Origin of the sequence: Castellaniella ginsengisoli, assembly GCF_040955415.1 — a bacterium.
Taxonomy (GTDB): domain Bacteria; phylum Pseudomonadota; class Gammaproteobacteria; order Burkholderiales; family Burkholderiaceae_B; genus Castellaniella; species Castellaniella ginsengisoli.
This window is the reverse complement of sequence record NZ_CP158257.1, coordinates 654,087-670,778: the sequence shown is the minus strand read 5'-3', so window position 1 is coordinate 670,778 and position 16,692 is coordinate 654,087. Positions and strand designations below refer to the sequence as shown.

Below are 16,692 nucleotides of genomic sequence, written 5' to 3'. Positions count from 1 at the left end.
AATGCGAATTATTATCAATCGCGTATAGTCACATCCTGAGACACTGAATGACAATGACAAAAGTCAATTCCGCCGCAGATTCTCCCGGCCGGGTGCTGGGGCACCCGCTGTTTCGCGACGCGCCGCCGGAAGTGGCGCGCCTGCTGCTGCGCGACGCCGCCGTTCTGCATGTCGAGGACGGGGACGTCCTGTTTCGCGAAGGCGAGGACGCCATCGAATACCTGTATGTCCTGAGCGGCGGCATCGAGGTGCTGCGCCACACCCAGGACGGGCAGGAGCGCGTCTTCCACATCTTCCGCTCCGGGCAGTTGCTGGCCGAGACCGCCATGTTCATGACCCATGGCCGCTATCCGATGAATGCCCGGGCGCGCGGCGATGCGATCACGCTGTGCCTGAAACGGTCCGGCCTGCAGGCGGCCTGCCGTGCCTGGCCGGACCTGTCCATGCGATTGCTGGCGCGCTTGAGCGACCGGGTCTATCAGCGGGTGAACGAGGTCGAGTGGTTCAGCGACAGCACCGCCGCGCAGCGCCTGGCCGACTACCTGCTGAGGCTGCGGCCCGGGCAAGACGCATCCGTGCGTCTGCCCCTGACGCAGCGCCAGCTCGCCGCGCACCTGGGCGTGCGCGCGGAAACACTGAGCCGGCTGCTGGCCGACTGGGTGGCGCAGGGCCGCATCACCGGCGCGCGCCGGGATTGGACCCTGCACGATCTGGCCTTCCTCGACGATCTGGCGCAACCGGTCCGGCGCAGCTTCTGAGCCCCGGGGCTCGCCGGGCAAGACCAATACCCGCGCCCGGTGTGCGCGTGTCCGGCCTGATCGGAAGAAGTCGCCTTAAACTGAAAGATTGCGTACCGACTTCCCGAAAGGATCCCGCCATGGCCAAACCGCTGCGTTCCTCGAACATTACCCAGGGCGTCGCCCGGGCGCCGAATCGCTCGATGTATTACGCGCTCGGCTATACCGAGTCCGACTTCGACAAGCCCATGATCGGCATCGCCAATGGCCAGAGCACCATCACGCCCTGCAACAGCGGCCTGCAGCCCCTGGCCGACGCGGCCGCGGCCGCCATCAAGGAAGCCGGCGGCAATCCCCAGATGTTCGGCACGCCGACGATCTCCGACGGCATGGCCATGGGCACCGAAGGCATGAAATATTCCCTGGTGTCCCGCGAGGTCATCGCCGATTGTGTCGAGACCTGCGTCCAGGGCCAATGGATGGACGGCGTGCTGGTGATCGGTGGTTGCGACAAGAACATGCCGGGCGGCATGATGGGCATGCTGCGCGCCAACGTGCCTTCGATCTATGTCTACGGCGGCACCATCCTGCCGGGCAGCTATTGCGGCCAGGACCTGAACATCGTCAGCGTCTTCGAGGCCGTGGGCGAGCATGCGGCCGGCCGCATGTCCGAGGCCGACCTGCGCAACATCGAAACCCATGCCATCCCCTGCAGCGGATCCTGTGGCGGCATGTACACGGCCAACACCATGAGCTCGGCCTTCGAGGCCCTGGGCATGAGCCTGCCGTATTCCTCCACCATGGCCAACGTGCACCAGGAAAAGACCGATTCCGCCGCCGAATCGGCCCGCGCGCTGCTCAAGGCCGTGGCGCTCGATCTGAAACCGCGCGACATCGTCACGCGCAAATCCATCGAAAATGCCGTGGCGGTGGTGATGGCCACCGGGGGGTCGACCAACGCCGTGTTGCACATCCTGGCGATCGCGCACGCCGCCGAGGTCGAATGGACCATCGACGATTTCGAGCGCGTGCGCCGCCGCGTGCCGGTCATCTGCGATCTCAAGCCCAGCGGCCAATACCTGGTGGTCGATTTCCACCAGGCGGGCGGCGTGCCCCAAGTCATGAAGCTGCTGTTGAATGCGGGCCTGCTGCATGGCGATTGCATCACCATCACGGGCAAGACCATGGCCGAGACCTTGGCCGATGTGCCCGATGTGCCGCGCGCAGATCAGGACGTCATCCGCACGCTGGACAAGGCGCTGTACGCGGAGGGCCATCTGGCCATTCTGAAAGGCAATCTGGCCGAGCGGGGCGCCGTGGCCAAGATCACCGGCTTGAAGAATCCGGCCATCACCGGTCCGGCGCGAGTGTTCAACGACGAGCAGTCCGCCATGGATGCCATCCTGGCGGGCAAGATCCATGCGGGCGACGTCCTGATCCTGCGCTACCTGGGGCCCAAGGGCGGGCCGGGTATGCCCGAGATGCTGGCGCCCACCAGCGCCTTGGTGGGCGAGGGCCTGGGCGATTCCGTCGGCCTGATCACCGACGGCCGCTTTTCCGGGGGAACCTGGGGGATGGTGGTGGGCCATGTGGCGCCGGAGGCGGCCGTGGGCGGCACGATCGCCTTGGTCGAAGAGGGTGATTCCATCACCATCGACGCCCACCGGCAGTTGCTGCAGGTGAATGTATCCGAAGAGGTCCTGGCCGCGCGGCGCGCTTCCTGGACGCCGCCCGCGCCGCGCTACACGCGCGGGGTTCAGGCCAAGTTCGCCTTCAACTGCTCCGACGCCAGTACCGGCGCGGTGCTGGACCGCTTTGAAGGCAGGGCGGCCGCGGGCTCCCCCAAGGGATGAGCCCGCGGCGGGGAGCCCGAGGCGTTTCGGCCGCGGCCTCGCATCTTGGGCGGGGAACCATTACGCGCTTCAAGTGACTCATGTAGAAAGCAGGCACTGCTGCACATAAAAAATAAAAGGAGCGCACATGAGTCGGAGGACATCGCCGGCCGAAGCCGGAGCCATGAATGCTGGAAGGCTGCTCGTGAGAAGGAGGGGCGCCGGCCTTGCCGGTCGGACCATGGGCCTTGCCTATCGATCTTGATGGATGGGAGGGCAGCCATGTCTCTCGACCGGATCGATTCGCACGGTGTTTTTGTCGGCCTGCCACGCAAGCCGGAGTTCCATCTCGGGAATGCGGGGCCGCTTTCTGCGCCCATCAACCGCAGTCCAGCCGGTTCCGGCCCGTTCCGGCGCAGCGTCGAACTTTCCCCAGAGGGCGTCCGGGCAGCGTCCCTGCAGGCCAATGACGACATGCAGCGCCAATTGCAAGAACTGCAAGGGCGCAATCCGCGATCGGTCGATGCGTCGACCTACGACATCCGGCCGCAGGGCATCCCCCGCTACGATGCCGGGAACAGGCTGGTGGGCTTTACCGTCATCCGTCAGGCCCCGCCATTGGAAACCCTGGTGTTTCGTGGCGGCGGCGCCAAGGGGGTCGGCAATACGAGTGTTCTGGCCGAAATGCGGGATGCCGGCATGCTCGGCGGGATCAAGCATCTGGTGGGCTCCTCGGTCGGCGCGCTCACCGCGCTGGGCCTGGCGTCGGGTCTGGATATCCAGGCATTGCAGGCGCTTGCGGACAAGTTCGATGGGAAGGCGATGCGGGGCTCGCCAGACGACGGTTTTCAAGCCCGTTATCCCATGTTCGATACGAGCTGGCGGCCCGGTTTCCAGGCCGGGCGAGTCCTGGAACTTCTGGATCGGACTACGGCGGAGCAGGTATCGGGCTACCTCAGCGCGCATTGGGCGGGTGACGCCTTCCAGACCAGGCTCGAACGCTTGCGCCTTGCCGAGGGGGACGGGGCCGTTGATCGTCTCGCACAATTGCGCCATCAGGATGATGGCGCCGACCGCAGCGGGCGGATGATCACCTTCAATGATCTGCGCTTGCTGCATCGGCTGGAGCCGGACCGGTTCAAGAACCTGACCCTCACGGGTTGGGATGTGACCCGAGGCCGGACAATGTACTTCGATGCGCAGACGACGCCGGATGTGCCGGTTGCGGTGGCGGGCCGCATATCGATGGGGTTTCCCGTCTATTTCAAATCGGTGGACTTCGATCCCGGCGACGGCCACGGCCTCAGGACGTTCACCGACGGCGGCGTGGGCAGCAATATGCCCGTCGAAGTCGTCACGCAAGGCTTGCAAGGCAAGAGGCTGGAGCATGCGAGGGCACGCACGGCCGTATTGACCTTCGATAATGGCGGAGAGGCCTATCGGATATTGCATCAGACGCCCCAACCGCCTTCGTTCGGCCTGGAGTGGGTAAAGGACAAGCTTGCGGGGTTGGTGGCACGCAATCCAGACTACGGATGGTCGGCTTACCAGGACAGGCTCAAGCTGCATGAAGCGGGCCCCAATGCCTTCGTCGTCTTCCACGGCGATATGGGCACGCTGGATCTGGATGCGTCTTCGACGCGGCGGGGCCTCGCGCAAGCGCAAGCTGCGCTGAAAATGCGCGAGCAGATCGCATTGCGGCGCGGCCAGGCCTATGCCGAGGAGTTCTCGTCGCCCCTGGAGTGCTTCATGCAACTGAATGATCGGGAAAAGCGGGCCATTCTGGAAGGACCGGTACCGGAACCGGGGGCTTATCCCAAAGGCCGTGACGATGCGGGTTATCAATTCGAGTTGATGCTGTTCGAGCTTGCGCAGCACGAGACGCAGCAGCGCAAGTCTTGAATTCCGGGGCGTCTCGTTGCATGGGGCGGATGTTTATTTGGTATCTTATTGAGTTCGATCCCCGGCGGGGGCCGAATCCTTCCGTCTCATATGCCTTGCTGGTCGGTTGACCAGCCCGGAGTGCCGTCTTGCTGAATGAAGAACAACGCGCATTGCAGCTTCATATCCGCCTCGCCCTGGGCGTGGGGGATGCCTTCGATGCCCCGGCTGAAATCGAGCGGCGGGTGGAATTCCTGGCTGAATTGCTGCGCGCCACAGGCGCTCGCGCCTTGGTGCTGGGCATCAGCGGCGGCGTCGATTCCCTGACGGCAGGCTGTCTGTCCCAGCGCGCCGTTGAGCGCGTGCGCGCGCAAGGCGGGGAGGCCCGCTTCGTGGCCATGCGGCTGCCCTACGGCGTCCAACTGGACGAAGCCGATGCCCAGGCGGGCCTGGCGGTCATCCGGCCCGACGATCTTCTGACCGTGGATGTGCGGCCGGCTTCGGATGCGATGCTGGCCGCGGTGCGGGCCGGCGGCCAGACTTTTCGCGATGCGGCCCAAGAGGATTTTCTGCATGGCAACGTCAAGGCGCGGCAACGCATGATCGCGCAATACGCCGTGGCCGGCGCGCGCGGCGGGCTGGTGGTCGGAACCGACCATGCCGCTGAGGCGCTGATGGGGTTTTTCACGAAATTCGGCGACGGCGCCGCCGACGCCACGCCGCTGGCGGGCTTGAACAAACGCCGCGTGCGGGCGCTGGCGGCCGCCCTGGGGGCGCCTCGTGAGCTGGTCTTCAAAGTGCCCACCGCCGATCTCGAACTGCTCACGCCGCTCAAACCCGACGAGGACGCCTTCGGCGTGAGCTACGAGCAGATCGATGATTTCCTGGAGGGCCGGGACGTCCCGCCCGGCATTTTCGATATCATCGTCTCCGCCTGGCGTCGCAGCGCTCATAAGCGCGCCCTGCCGATCGCACCCTGACCCTTCGCGGCGTCAGGCGGCCAGCCCGGCGGTGATTTCGTAGGATCGCAGGCGGGCCGCATGGTCGTGCATATTGCTGGTGATCATCAGTTCATCCGCCCGGGTGCGCTCGATGAAGGCGCCGATCTGCGCGGCGACGGTGTCCGGCGAACCGATGGCGGCACAGGACAAGACACTGTCCAGCAGCGAGCGGGCGGACGGCGGCAGGGATTCCAGATAGCCCTCGACGGGCCGGGGCAGCAACCCCGGCCGGCCGGCACGCAGGTTGACGAAGGACTGCTGCCAGGATGTCGCCAGGAAACGGGCCTGCTCATCCGTATCGGCGGCGAACACATTGAAGCCCAGCATCGCGTAAGGCCGGTCCAGGTGGCGCGAGGGGCGGAAATGGCGCCGGTACAGGGCGATGGCATCCATCATCTGCGCCGGCGCGAAATGCGAAGCGAAGGCGTAGGGCAGGCCCATCAAGGCGGCCAGTTGAGCCCCGAACAGGCTGGATCCCAGGATCCAGACCGGCACGGCGCAACCCTCGCCGGGCACGGCGCGCACCGTCGCGCGGCCCTCGAAATAATCCATCAGCTCGGCCACGTCGCGCGGGAAGGCGTCGGGGTCCGAATCCAGCGTCCGGCGCAGCGCCCGCGCGGTGGCCTGGTCCGACCCGGGGGCGCGTCCCAGCCCCAGGTCGATGCGGCCGGGATGCAGCGTGGCCAGCGTGCCGAATTGCTCGGCGATCACCAGGGGGGAGTGGTTGGGCAGCATGATGCCGCCTGCGCCCACGCGGATGCGCGAGGTGGTTGCGGCGACATGGCCGATCAGCACGGCGGTGGCCGCGCTGGCGATGCCGGGCATGCCGTGGTGCTCGGCCATCCAGTAGCGGCGGTAGCCCAGGGCTTCGGCGTGGCGGGCCAGGTCTGCGGTGTGTGCGAAGGCCTCGGCGGCGTTGCCCCCTTCGGCGATGGGGGCCAGGTCCAGGACCGAAAACGGGATCGAAGGACGGGTCATGCGGGTTCCGGCAGATTCATGAGGGTTTGCTGCATCAGGGCCACGGGCGTCTTCTCGCCGGCATTCAAGGCGTAGACATCGACCTGGACGATGGTCAGCGTGCGCCCCGCGCGCACGACGCGGCCAACGGCTTCCAGGGATTCCCCGCGCGCGGGGGCCAGCATATTGATCTTGAACTCCACCGACAGCACCGTGTGGCCCGGCTGCGACCGCGTCATGGCGGCGAAGCCGCCGGCGGCGTCGGCGATCGAGGATGTCGCGCCAGCGTGAAAATAGCCCAGGTGCTGGGTCAGGTTGGGGCCGTAGGGCAGATGGACGTGGACGCGGCCCGGAGCCACGTCGCCCAGGCGGGCGCGCAGGTGGCGCATCAGGCCCGAGCGGTCGAAGTGGTCCTGGATGAGGGCGCGCAGGGCGGCGGTGTCCGGTGCGGCGGTCGGTGGCGTCATGAGTGTCCTGTATAGTCGTGAATCGCAAGCATTCCGGTCATGGAATCCAACTTCGCTGTGTCCTACGATAAGCCATTTTCTTCCGCTTCCCAACATCCGGCCGGGGCTGTCCGCCGTCCGGCGGCCGGCCTGCCCGGCCCGGGCATCGGCCTGGCGGTCTGTCTGGCCGTGGCCGCCATGATCAGCGTCCAGACCGGCGTGTCGCTGGCCGTGCCGGTGATCCACGATTACGGCGCGCTCAGCACGTCCAGCCTGCGTCTGTGCTGGGCCGCGCTGGCCCTGTGGCTGTTCGTGCGCCCGCCCTTGCACCGCTACGGCGCCGCCCAGTGGCGGGCGGCGTTGATCCTGGGGGCCGCCATGGCCGTCATGTCCCTGGCCTTCTTTCTGGCGATCGAGCGCCTGCCCCAGCACTTGACCGTCGCGCTGGAATTCTGCGGCCCCTTGGCGGTGGCCGCTCTGGGTGCGCGCGGCTGGCGCGCCTTGGCCTGGCCGCTGCTGGCGGCGATCGGAATCGGGCTGCTGGTGCAGGGCGACACGCATCTGCCCGGCGGCACCGATGCGGTGGGCATCGCGTTCGCTTTGCTGGCGGCGGTCGGCTGGGGGGTCTATATCGTCATGATGAAGCGGATCGGCCCGGCGTTTCCAGGCCTGCAGGGGCTGGCCGTCTCTTTGGCGGCGGCCGCGCTGCTGTCTCTGCCTTTTGCCGTGGCCGAGACCGGCTCCGCCCGCTTTCCATGGGAGCAACTGCTCTTCACGGCGGGTCTGGCGGTGCTGGTGCCGCTGGTGCCCTATATCCTGGAGATCACGGCGCTGCGGCGCATGCCGGCCGCCATGTTCGGCGTGTTGATGAGCGTGGAGCCCGCCGTCGGCGCGATAGCGGGCTGGCTCTTTCTGGGCCAGGGCATGGGGATCGGCCAGATGCTGGGCACCAGTCTGGTGGTGGCCGCCAGTGTGGGGGTCGTGCGGGCGGGCCGCTGAACACGTGCAGGCTGGAACTTTTCGGGCGATTTTGTGACTCAGCATCAATCATGCTTCCCGCCCCGGGCGGGCGTTTACAAGGGCACGACCTTTTTCATGCGTTTTCCGCTGATTCCAGCATTCCTGTTCAGCTTGTTGATTGCGGCTTGCCTGGCCGCAGGCGCCTGGATGACGGAAGGCTCGCTGCTCAAGGCCTATCGCGGCATCCTCGAATCCCGTTTCGCCATTGCGCTGGACCGTACCGCCGAAGGCGCCATGCATGCCGCCTCGCTGGGGGTGAGCCTCGACAGCCAGGAAGGCACCCTGGGCGCCGCCCTGCGGCGCGAACGCGCCCTGGATGCCGACATCCTCGGCATGGCCGTCCAGGATGCCCGGGGGCGGCGGCTCTACAGCGAGGGCGTCATGCCCGAACCCGCGCCGCCCGGTACGCTGGGGCAGACGCTGCTCGACGATATTGGGCTGCCCGCCGGGCGGATCCTGCTGCGCTACGATCCCCGTGCTCTGGAGGTTCCCTCCGCGGCGATCCGCCAGGACATGCGCGGGTACGCCCTGCCTGTCGTGACAGGCGCCGCTTTGCTGGGTTTCCTGGCTGCGTTGGCGTTGCGCGCCGGCCGCGCCGGGCGAGGCCGGTTGCGCCTGCCTTTGGCGCTGGCCCTCATCCTGGGAGGGGGGCTGCTCTTGATCGATCATCAGGCCTCGCGCATTATCGACCGCACGCTGAACCCCTTGATCGAGGCCAAAGTCGAGTCGATCGGCAACGGGGCTCGTTCCTTGATCGACAAGGCGCTGGCGCTGGGGATCCCGTTGGATCAATTGCAGGGCGTGCCCGAGTATTTCGAGTCCCTGAGGCGGCATTACCCCGAGCTGGAACGGATCGAACTGCAGGTGGTCCCGCCCGACGGCATTGACGAGGCGGACGCTCCGGAAGGGCGCCTGCTGCTGCCGATTCCTGCCCAGGGGGCCGCAGTGGCCGCTCTCGCAGTAGCCGTCCTGGAGGTGGTGCCCGACAACCGCCATGCCGCCGACCAGATCCATGGCCTGCTGCTGGACACGGCCTTTCTGGGCCTGGTGGCTTTGCTGATCGGTTTCGAGCTGCTGTCGCTGCTGACACAGACGAGTGCTTTCCGGCGGCCGTCCGGTGCGGTCGCCGCGCACGCCGGCGCTGCGCCGCCGGCTGAACAAGTCCGTAGCGTCCTGTTCGTCTTCATGATGGCCGAGGAGTTGAATCGCCCCTTCCTGCCCAGCCTGACCGAGGGGCTGCTGCCGGCCGGCGGCGCCCATGCGCCGCTGCTCGTCAGTCTGCCCATCGTCGTTTTCATGGCGATCGTCGCGCTGGGTCAGATCCCCATGGCCCTCTGGTCCGAATCGCTGGGCCGCCGCCGCGGGCTGATGCTGGGCGCGGGCATGGCGGGTCTCGGCTACGGCCTGTGCGCTTTCGCCGACTCCTATTCGGGCCTGCTTCTGGCCCGGGCCTTCAGCGCCCTGGGTTTCACGCTGGTCTTCACCTCGGCGCAGGGGTACATCGTCGATCAAGCCGATCCCGGCGCCCGCACGGCGGGGCTTGCCCTTTTCATTCGCGCCATTCTGACCGCCGCTTTGTGCGCGCCGCCTATCGGCGGTTTCCTGGCCGAGCACTTCGGCACCGGCGCGGCATTCCTGGCTGCCGCCGGCCTGTGCCTGACTGCGCTGTGCCTGGCGCGGGCCATGATGTCTGCAACCCGGTCGTCCGGACGGCCGCATGCCGTCCGGACGGCGCCGGGGGTGTTCCGCGATATCTGGCGCATTCCCGGCTTGCGCGCCCTGCTGCTGGGTTGCGCGGTGCCGACCAAACTGATTCTTGCGGCCTTGTGCTTTTTCCTGGTTCCGCTGATCCTGGCCGAAGAAGGCTATTCGCTGTCCAGCATCGGCCGGGTCCAGATGATCTACCCGCTGATGATGGTTCTGTGTGTGCCGCTGTTCGCCCGCTGGGGGGAACCGCCCGGGCGCGATACCCGGCCTCGCAAGATCATTCTGGGCGGGCTTATTGCCGGCCTGGGGGTGGTTCCGGCTGTGCTCTGGCCCGGCCTGGGCTCGATCATGGCTTTCCTGTTTCTCCTGGGGCTGGGCCAGGCTTTGTCGATTACGCCCCAGTCGTCCATGATGGCCACCTACGCCCACCATGGCCAGGGCCGCCATTCCGCCCAGGTTTTGGGGCTGTTCCGCCTGGTCGAGCGCGGCGGATCCGCCGCCGGTCCGGCCCTGGCCGGCGCGGCGCTGGGTCTGCTCGGCGCGGCGCCCACGCTGGCTTTGTTCGGTTTGTTGACCACCGGCGGCGCCCTGCTCTACGGTTATGGTCAATGGCGCTCCACTTTCAATCCCTCCGGCCGTCTCTCATGAAAGCTTCCGCTCCCTCTTCTCTTTTCCGCCGGCGCCTGTTGCGAGCCGCCCTGTCCACCGGCTTCCTGGGAGGCGCCGCGCCCCTGGTGGCGCGTGCGGCGGGCCGGCGCCGCATCCTGATGATCACCTACCGGGGGCGCACGGAAGTCGAGGACGGCTTCCTGGAATACCTGCGGGGGCAGGGCAAGAACCCGGATATCGTCCACCGGGATGTCGGCCAGGACATCCGTCGGCTGCCCGCTATCCTGGACGAGATTCCCGGCCTGGCGCCCGATCTGATCTACACGTGGGGCACGCCGTTGACCCTGGGCGTGGCGGGAACGTGGCGCGATCCCGATCCGTCCGGCCATGTGGGCGGCATCCCGGTCGTATTCGCCCTGGTGAGCGCGCCCGTGGCCGCCGGCATCGTGCCGGCGCTCACGCAGCAAGGCCGCAACATCACCGGGGCCGTGCACGTGGTGCCCACCGAAACCCAGGTCAAAGCCATGGCGGCCTACCGGGGATTCGACCGGGTCGGCTTGCTGTACTCCACGACCGAGCCCAACTCCCGGGCGATTGCCGCCGAGATGGATGCCTTGTGCGCCGCCACCCACCGCACGGCCATTCATCGCCATTTCGTGCTGGATGACGCGGGCCGTCCCACCGCAGAGGGCGTCGAGCGGCTGATCGCCGAATTGCGGGAAGAGGGTGCCGAATGGTTCTATCTGGTGCCCGATACCTTCCTGGGCACGGTCTACGACCGGGTGATCCCCGCCAGCATCGAGCAACAGTTGCCGACCTTCGGTGTCACCGAGCTCGCCGTCCGGCAATTCTCGGCGCTGACCGGCCTGGTCAGCCGCTATCGTTCCGTCGGGCGGCTGGCCGCCGTGCAAGCCGAGGCCATTCTTTACCAAGGCGTTCCCGCCGGGCAGATTCCCATTGAAACCCTGAAGCGGTTCGCCCTATTGATCAACCTGTATACGGCCAAGGCGCTGGGGGGGTTCTACCCGCCCATTGAAATGCTGAACTACGCCGATGTGATCACCCGGGCTCCGGTGACGACGGAGCATATTGGATGACCCGCCACGTGTCTTCCGAGTTGCATTGGGGTCTTCTCGGTCCGGGGGATCTCGACCGGATCGTCGCGCTGCACACGCAGGCGATCCGGGGTATGTGCCCCGATCAGGTCCGGCCCGAGAGTCCCGAATTCTTCGCCGCGCTTCTGGAGGGAGCGGGAAGGATCGTCGGTGTCTGCGACCCGGCCGGCGATCTGGTGGCCTATGGTGTGCTGCAGGATGGCCCCGACCCAGGCACCCGTCCGGATCTCTGGCTGGGCTGGCCCGAGGATGCGCGCATCCAGAAGCTGGCTGGGTCCTCGGTCGCTGAAGCCTATCGTGGTGTGCGTCTGCAATGCGCGCTGATCCGGCGCCGCATCGAACTGGCCGATCCCGACGCTTACCTCTACGCCACGGCTGCGCCGTCGAATCCGGCGAGCTGGCGCAGCCTGCTGCATGAAGGCTTCGAAATCCGGCGCCTGCGCCGGGTCTATCAGGATTCGCTGCGCTACCTGATGGCCCGCCGCGCCAGGATGGCGGACACATCCGCAGCGGGGGGGGATGCGTCCGCCGCCCGTTCGCTGGATGAATTGCTGCTGGACGAACAAGACCGGTTGTTGTCACAGGGCTGGCGCGGGAGGCTCTTGGCGCAGGCCGGCTGCGTCCTCGTGCCTCCGGAGGGCGCCGGCTCATGACCGTGGCTGCGCGTGCGGATTCCCCCTTGATGGAGATCGACCTGGATCGTCTGGCGAACAATTGGCAGACGGTCCGCGACCGATACACCGGCGCCGCTCTGGGCGCCGTCGTCAAGTGCAATGCCTACGGGCTGGGGCTGGAACCGGTTGTCGCGACACTGTCGCACCGAGGTTGTCGGCAATACTGGACCCTGGGCTACGATGAGGCCTGTCGCGTGCGCGCGCTGGCGCCGGCCGCCGAAGTCTTCGTTCTGACCGGCCTGCGCGGTGCGTCGGCGAGAGACTGCCGGACTCAGCGCCTGATCCCCGTGCTCAACGATCTGGATGAGATCGCGCAAGCGCGCCGCGCGGGCGCCTTGACGGTCGCCATCGCGCTGGACACCGGCCTGGGGCGCCTGGGCCTGAGGCCCGAGGCGGTTGCGCGCCTCGCGAAGCAGGGGTTGGCGCCGTTGCGGGTGCGCGCCTGGATCACCCAGCCGGCCAGCTTCAGCGCGCCCGAGGGGGCGGACGGGCAGAATCTGCACGACCGCTTTCTGGATTTGATCGCGCCGTTGCCCCGGGCCGCCCGCAGCCTGGCCATCTCGGCAAGCGTCTTCACATGCCCCGAGCATCATCTCGACATGGCCCGCGTGGGCAGCGCCCTGTACGGCGTGGACACGAGCCCCTCGCTGGACCTGCCCCTGCTGCCCGTAGCCAGTTTGCGCGCGCCGGTTCTGCAGGTCGCCGACCTGCCTGCCGGGGCCGGTATTGGCTATGATCGGCAATTCCGCTGCCCGGGCCCCATGCGCGTCGCAACCCTGGGCATCGGCTACGCCCATGGCCTGCCCTATGCCTTGATGAGCCGCGGCGCGGTGTATTTTGGCCCGTATCGTGCGCCTGTCGTGGGCGGCGTTTCCATGGGGCTGATCGGCGTGGACGTGACCGGGCTGCCGGTCGACCTGGCCATTCCGGGACAATGGGCCGAGATATTCGGCGAACACCAGCGGCTCGAAACCCTGGCGGCGCTGGCCGGCCTGCCCGCCAACGCTATGCTGATCGCGACCGCCACCGGGTGTGGCAGACGCTATCATGCTGCTCGTCCTGACCAGCCCTTTGCCTCTCGTCTGTCGGAAAGCCTGCCATGAAGACTCCATTGCTCCTGATCCTGACCTTGGCCTGCTGCGCGCTGGTCGCCGTATTCGGCGCCACCCTGTTGACCGTGCGCATCGAGCAGCAGGCCATCGACCAGACGCGCGAGGCCCATGAAGAGTACGTGCTCGGAAACCTGCGCAATACCGTCGAGGCCAATCTGACCCTGGGGCTGAGTCTGGAGCAGAGCTCCAGCCTGCAGCGGCTGATCGAACGCGAAAAATCCGGCATGCCGGACATCCGGGACATCAGCATCTATGGCGAGTCGCAGCAGGTGCTCTACAGCACGGACCAGGGAAAACTGGGCGGCGCCATACCGCAGGCCTGGGCGCAGGGGGCCGATTCCAAGGGCGTCTGGTGCATCGATGATCAGCATGCACGCAGTTGCGGCGTCGTGTTGCGCGATGAACTGGGGCGCAAGGCGGGCGGCCTGGTCCTGGTGGCGCCGCATACGGAGCAGGCCTACAGCCTGCAGGCCTGGCTTGCCCGGGGTTTGCCTACGCTGGCGCTGGCGGGGCTGGCCATGCTGGTGTCGGGCCTGGGGGGGGTCTGGCTGGCGCGCCGCCGCCTGAGGCCGTTTGCGCAGGTCGGCGCAATTCTGCGGGGCGAGGCTTCTCCCGGCGGGGATCGGGATCCCCTGGTCGCCGCCGCACGAAGGGCCAGCGAACGCCATCGGGCCACCTCGCAGGCCCTGGACGGGAAGTTGCAGCAGATGAAGGAGCTGGACCATGCCGAATAACCGTGGTGTCCGTGCCTGGCTGCGCGATGCCGCCGGAGGGTTCCTGATCGTTCTGGTTGCGGCGAGCCTGGCCAGCGGCATTCTGCTCGGGCGTCTCCAGGATACCGTGGCATCCGCCGTGCAAGAGCAATCCCGCGATCTGGCCACATCGGTCGGACGCGCCCTGGGCAGACAGTTCATCCGGGCAGCCCAGTTGGGCATTCCGCTGGACGCCATCCCGGCCATCAGCCGCAGCCTGGAGGGCACGCTGGAGCACGTGCCCCAGCTCACCCTCATCGAGCTGACCGATGACAGTGGCAATATCCTGGGGGTCGCCCGGCGCTCCGGTGTGGGAGCGGCGGCGTCCGTCAGCACGGAGCTGCAGGCCGGCTCACAGCGGATCGGCACCCTGAAGGTCGAGGCGTCTCCCCCGGTGCTGAACGGTTCGTACGCCTCCCTGCTGGGCAGTATGCTGTGGCTGATCCTGCCCTTGGCGCTGCTGGGCGGTCTGAGCACCGCGCTTCACGGCGCCCGTCTCCGGCGTCACCGGCGCGCCTTGACAACCCTGCTCGAGACGGCGCCCGATGATCTGATTGCATCGGTCCCGGGGCCTCGTCCCGAAACGTACGACATTCTTGGGCAGGCCTGGGACGGCCTGCAGGCGGTGGCGGCCAGCGTCGCGCGACGGCGGGCCGATCTGGCGCATCAGGCCGAATCCCTGCTGGCCGTCGATTTCGACGGACGGGCGCGGCCCCGGCTCGAAGCCCTGGGCATTCTGCCTCCGGAGCCCGCGCCGCGCGTGCAGATCGCTCCGCCGGACCGCTCCCGCCGCCTGTCGTTGCGCCTGCGCCTGACGCTCATCATCGCTTTGGGCTTCGCCTTGGTGATCGGGTCGCTGTCGGGCCTGCAGGCGCTGAGAGAACACTTGCTGCGCCAGCAGGCCGCCAATCTCGGTCTGGAAGACCAGAGCGCCCTGTGGTCGCAGTTTCTGGTGTCCCAGACGCGGGATATCTCCGGCCGGCTGCATGCCCTGAGCCCTCGGCTGGATATCTCGGCCGGCCCCTCGAAGGCGCGCCCCGGCCCGGAACCTTCGTTGGACTACCTGGCCCTCGTCGACCCCAATCGCCAGGTGTATGTCCTGCAGGGCGCCGCCACAGAGGCGGCCCCGCTGGATGCCGGAACGCTGGACAACGTGCTGTCCGGAGGGAAAGCCAGGGGATTGCGCAATCTGGACGGCAACCTGACCATGCTGCTGGCCGCTCAGCCCGTCAAGCTTCAGGGAGGAACCTGGGCGTTGATCGGCGGGCGCACTCTGGAACGGGCCATCCAGCAGATCGATCCCTTCAGAGACGACGAAAGCTATAGCGTCCACTTCCTGAATTCCCGGGGGCGCATGGTCGCCAGCACCGGACCCGGCCTGTGGTCGCGTCTCGGCCTGGCGCTGACGACGCAGGATGTGCAATACCGGACTCTGGAGGACCAGGGCAAGATCCTGCTGTTGACGGCGACGCCCGTCACCAGCATCTCCGGCAGCGCAGGCGGTTTGTTCCTGTCGCTCAAGGATGTCACGACCCTGATGAAACCCAGCATGACGCTGGGCAGGCTGACGCTGCTGCTGGCCGCTGGTCTGGCGATCCTGGGGCTGGTGCTGATCCACCGGATCATCTGGCGCAGCTTCCGGCCGCTGCAGGATTCCCTCCAGACGCTGGATGAGCTCAGCGGTTCGCCGGAAAAAACGGCCGGGCGATCCGCAACGGGCGGCCGGGACGAGATCGAAAGCGTGGGGCGCAGCATCGCCGCCTTCCGCCACAAGACGCAGCAACTGGCGCGCGATCAGGCGCAGCAGGCGCGTATTCGCCGTCTCCAGGAGGCCGTCATGGCCAGCGAACTGCGGGCCCTGGCCGATTCGATGGATTCGGTGAGCCGCCAGGAGGTCCAGGCGCTGATCGACCGGCTGGGTCATTCGTCCGAGGAAGGCGGCGGCTTGCGGCGTCTGGCCGAGGTCATGGGCGACCTGCGCCGCCGGCTGGTCGAGCAGCACCAACGGTTGTCCGACATGGTGATCGAACTGCGCGATGCCCTGATCACCAAGACGAAGCTGGCCGGGCTGCAGCAGGAGCTGCAGATCGCCAGCGCCGTGCAGCTCAGCATCCTGCCGCGCACCATGCCGGACGATCCACGCATGGAGCTCGATTGCCGGATCATCCCGGCCCGCGACGTGGGGGGGGATTTCTACGATTTCTACATGCTCGACCCGCATCATCTGGGGTTCGTCATCGCCGACGTCTCGGGCAAGGGCATCCCCGCCGCCCTGTTCATGGCCATCTCGCGCACCTTGCTGAAGTCCACGGCGCGCTTCGTCCGCCGGCCGGCGGACTGCGTCCAGCGCGTCAATGCGCTGCTGGCCGCCGAGAACGAGCAAATGTTGTTCGTGACCCTGTTCTACGCAACGCTGGACCTGCGCGATGGCCGGCTGGACTACGTCAATGCCGGCCACCATATGCCTTGGCTGATCGATGAACGGGGCGAGTTGTCGGTCGTGCCGCCGACGCAGGGCATTGCCGTGGGGATCGAAGAAGACATGCCCTATGTCCAGAAGACCCTGTACCTGAAGCCGGGCGATCGCCTGTACCTGTATACGGACGGCATCACCGAAGCCTTCAACCCCGAGGGTCGGGTTTTTGGCGAGGAGCGCCTGGCCGGCCTGTTGCGCGCGCAAGATCCGGATGCGCCGCTGGACGTTCTGATCGACGCGGTGATCGCCGACGTGCGCGCATTCGAGGACGGCACCGATCCGACCGACGATGTGACCAGCCTGTGCCTGCGTTATCGGGGCGGATGACGCGTGTGGCCGCGGGCGGCCGTGTCCGGGGCAGGGTTCGCGGACG

The 16,692-nt window shown here is 67.2% G+C and carries 13 protein-coding genes; 11 read left to right on the top strand and 2 right to left on the bottom strand.

Annotation, left to right across the window (positions count from 1 at the left end):
• Positions 1-47: 47 nt before the first annotated feature.
• The 4 genes from ABRZ00_RS03195 to nadE all read left to right on the top strand — a co-directional run bounded on the left by ABRZ00_RS03195 (position 48) and on the right by nadE (position 5,430).
• On the top strand, positions 48-758 hold the full coding sequence (locus ABRZ00_RS03195; RefSeq protein ID WP_368640180.1) for a Crp/Fnr family transcriptional regulator: 711 nt from the start codon (positions 48-50) through the stop codon (positions 756-758).
• Between the two features lie 119 nt (positions 759-877).
• Positions 878-2,590 (top strand): dihydroxy-acid dehydratase, encoded by a 1,713-nt coding sequence (ilvD, locus tag ABRZ00_RS03190; protein WP_368641153.1) that lies wholly within the window; start codon positions 878-880, stop codon positions 2,588-2,590.
• Between the two features lie 261 nt (positions 2,591-2,851).
• Positions 2,852-4,471: a patatin-like phospholipase family protein gene (locus tag ABRZ00_RS03185; RefSeq protein ID WP_368644427.1), complete on the top strand. Its 1,620-nt coding sequence runs from the start codon at positions 2,852-2,854 to the stop codon at positions 4,469-4,471.
• Positions 4,472-4,623: 152 nt separating this feature from the next.
• Positions 4,624-5,430: an ammonia-dependent NAD(+) synthetase gene (gene nadE / locus ABRZ00_RS03180; RefSeq protein ID WP_368642802.1), complete on the top strand. Its 807-nt coding sequence runs from the start codon at positions 4,624-4,626 to the stop codon at positions 5,428-5,430.
• Between the two features lie 12 nt (positions 5,431-5,442).
• Here nadE and ABRZ00_RS03175 read toward each other — a convergent pair whose 3' ends face one another.
• Positions 5,443-6,429, bottom strand: a complete 987-nt coding sequence (locus ABRZ00_RS03175; protein ID WP_368641155.1) for an LLM class flavin-dependent oxidoreductase — start codon at positions 6,427-6,429, stop codon at positions 5,443-5,445.
• The gene (locus tag ABRZ00_RS03170; protein ID WP_368641156.1) at positions 6,426-6,875 is read right to left on the bottom strand and encodes a PaaI family thioesterase; all 450 of its coding nucleotides are present in this window, start codon (positions 6,873-6,875) and stop codon (positions 6,426-6,428) included. Before ABRZ00_RS03170 ends, ABRZ00_RS03175 begins: the two co-directional genes overlap by 4 nt.
• A 39-nt stretch (positions 6,876-6,914) precedes the next feature.
• On the opposite strand from ABRZ00_RS03170, the gene ABRZ00_RS03165 reads away from it, so the two are divergent.
• The 7 genes from ABRZ00_RS03165 to ABRZ00_RS03135 all read left to right on the top strand — a co-directional run bounded on the left by ABRZ00_RS03165 (position 6,915) and on the right by ABRZ00_RS03135 (position 16,646).
• Entirely contained in the window at positions 6,915-7,853 is a 939-nt protein-coding gene (locus ABRZ00_RS03165; protein WP_343838267.1) for an EamA family transporter, read from the top strand.
• A gap of 96 nt (positions 7,854-7,949) precedes the next feature.
• The gene (locus ABRZ00_RS03160; protein WP_368641157.1) at positions 7,950-10,229 is read left to right on the top strand and encodes an MFS transporter; all 2,280 of its coding nucleotides are present in this window, start codon (positions 7,950-7,952) and stop codon (positions 10,227-10,229) included.
• Positions 10,226-11,287 carry an ABC transporter substrate-binding protein gene (locus tag ABRZ00_RS03155; RefSeq protein WP_368641158.1) on the top strand — a complete coding sequence of 354 codons (1,062 nt, stop codon included), beginning with the start codon at positions 10,226-10,228 and terminating at the stop codon, positions 11,285-11,287. The genes ABRZ00_RS03160 and ABRZ00_RS03155 overlap by 4 nt, the downstream gene beginning before the upstream one ends.
• Positions 11,284-11,958: a hypothetical protein gene (locus tag ABRZ00_RS03150; protein WP_368641159.1), complete on the top strand. Its 675-nt coding sequence runs from the start codon at positions 11,284-11,286 to the stop codon at positions 11,956-11,958. Before ABRZ00_RS03155 ends, ABRZ00_RS03150 begins: the two co-directional genes overlap by 4 nt.
• Positions 11,955-13,082 carry an alanine racemase gene (locus ABRZ00_RS03145; protein ID WP_368641160.1) on the top strand — a complete coding sequence of 376 codons (1,128 nt, stop codon included), beginning with the start codon at positions 11,955-11,957 and terminating at the stop codon, positions 13,080-13,082. Before ABRZ00_RS03150 ends, ABRZ00_RS03145 begins: the two co-directional genes overlap by 4 nt.
• A complete protein-coding gene (locus tag ABRZ00_RS03140; protein ID WP_368641161.1) occupies positions 13,079-13,825 on the top strand; it encodes a hypothetical protein in 747 nt (248 codons plus the stop codon). Before ABRZ00_RS03145 ends, ABRZ00_RS03140 begins: the two co-directional genes overlap by 4 nt.
• A complete protein-coding gene (locus tag ABRZ00_RS03135; protein WP_368641162.1) occupies positions 13,815-16,646 on the top strand; it encodes a PP2C family protein-serine/threonine phosphatase in 2,832 nt (943 codons plus the stop codon). The genes ABRZ00_RS03140 and ABRZ00_RS03135 overlap by 11 nt, the downstream gene beginning before the upstream one ends.
• The last annotated feature ends 46 nt before the right edge of the window (positions 16,647-16,692 follow it).

What these genes read in the sequence shown, in the direction of transcription:
- ABRZ00_RS03195 (WP_368640180.1), top strand. Translation starts at nt 48, where the DNA reads ATGACAATGACAAAAGTCAATTCCGCCGCAGATTCTCCCGGCCGGGTG.
- ilvD (WP_368641153.1), top strand. Translation starts at nt 878, where the DNA reads ATGGCCAAACCGCTGCGTTCCTCGAACATTACCCAGGGCGTCGCCCGG.
- ABRZ00_RS03185 (WP_368644427.1), top strand. Translation starts at nt 2,852, where the DNA reads ATGTCTCTCGACCGGATCGATTCGCACGGTGTTTTTGTCGGCCTGCCA.
- ABRZ00_RS03175 (WP_368641155.1), bottom strand. Translation starts at nt 6,429, where the DNA reads ATGACCCGTCCTTCGATCCCGTTTTCGGTCCTGGACCTGGCCCCCATC.
- ABRZ00_RS03170 (WP_368641156.1), bottom strand. Translation starts at nt 6,875, where the DNA reads ATGACGCCACCGACCGCCGCACCGGACACCGCCGCCCTGCGCGCCCTC.
- ABRZ00_RS03165 (WP_343838267.1), top strand. Translation starts at nt 6,915, where the DNA reads ATGGAATCCAACTTCGCTGTGTCCTACGATAAGCCATTTTCTTCCGCT.
- ABRZ00_RS03160 (WP_368641157.1), top strand. Translation starts at nt 7,950, where the DNA reads ATGCGTTTTCCGCTGATTCCAGCATTCCTGTTCAGCTTGTTGATTGCG.
- ABRZ00_RS03155 (WP_368641158.1), top strand. Translation starts at nt 10,226, where the DNA reads ATGAAAGCTTCCGCTCCCTCTTCTCTTTTCCGCCGGCGCCTGTTGCGA.
- ABRZ00_RS03150 (WP_368641159.1), top strand. Translation starts at nt 11,284, where the DNA reads ATGACCCGCCACGTGTCTTCCGAGTTGCATTGGGGTCTTCTCGGTCCG.
- ABRZ00_RS03145 (WP_368641160.1), top strand. Translation starts at nt 11,955, where the DNA reads ATGACCGTGGCTGCGCGTGCGGATTCCCCCTTGATGGAGATCGACCTG.
- ABRZ00_RS03140 (WP_368641161.1), top strand. Translation starts at nt 13,079, where the DNA reads ATGAAGACTCCATTGCTCCTGATCCTGACCTTGGCCTGCTGCGCGCTG.
- ABRZ00_RS03135 (WP_368641162.1), top strand. Translation starts at nt 13,815, where the DNA reads ATGCCGAATAACCGTGGTGTCCGTGCCTGGCTGCGCGATGCCGCCGGA.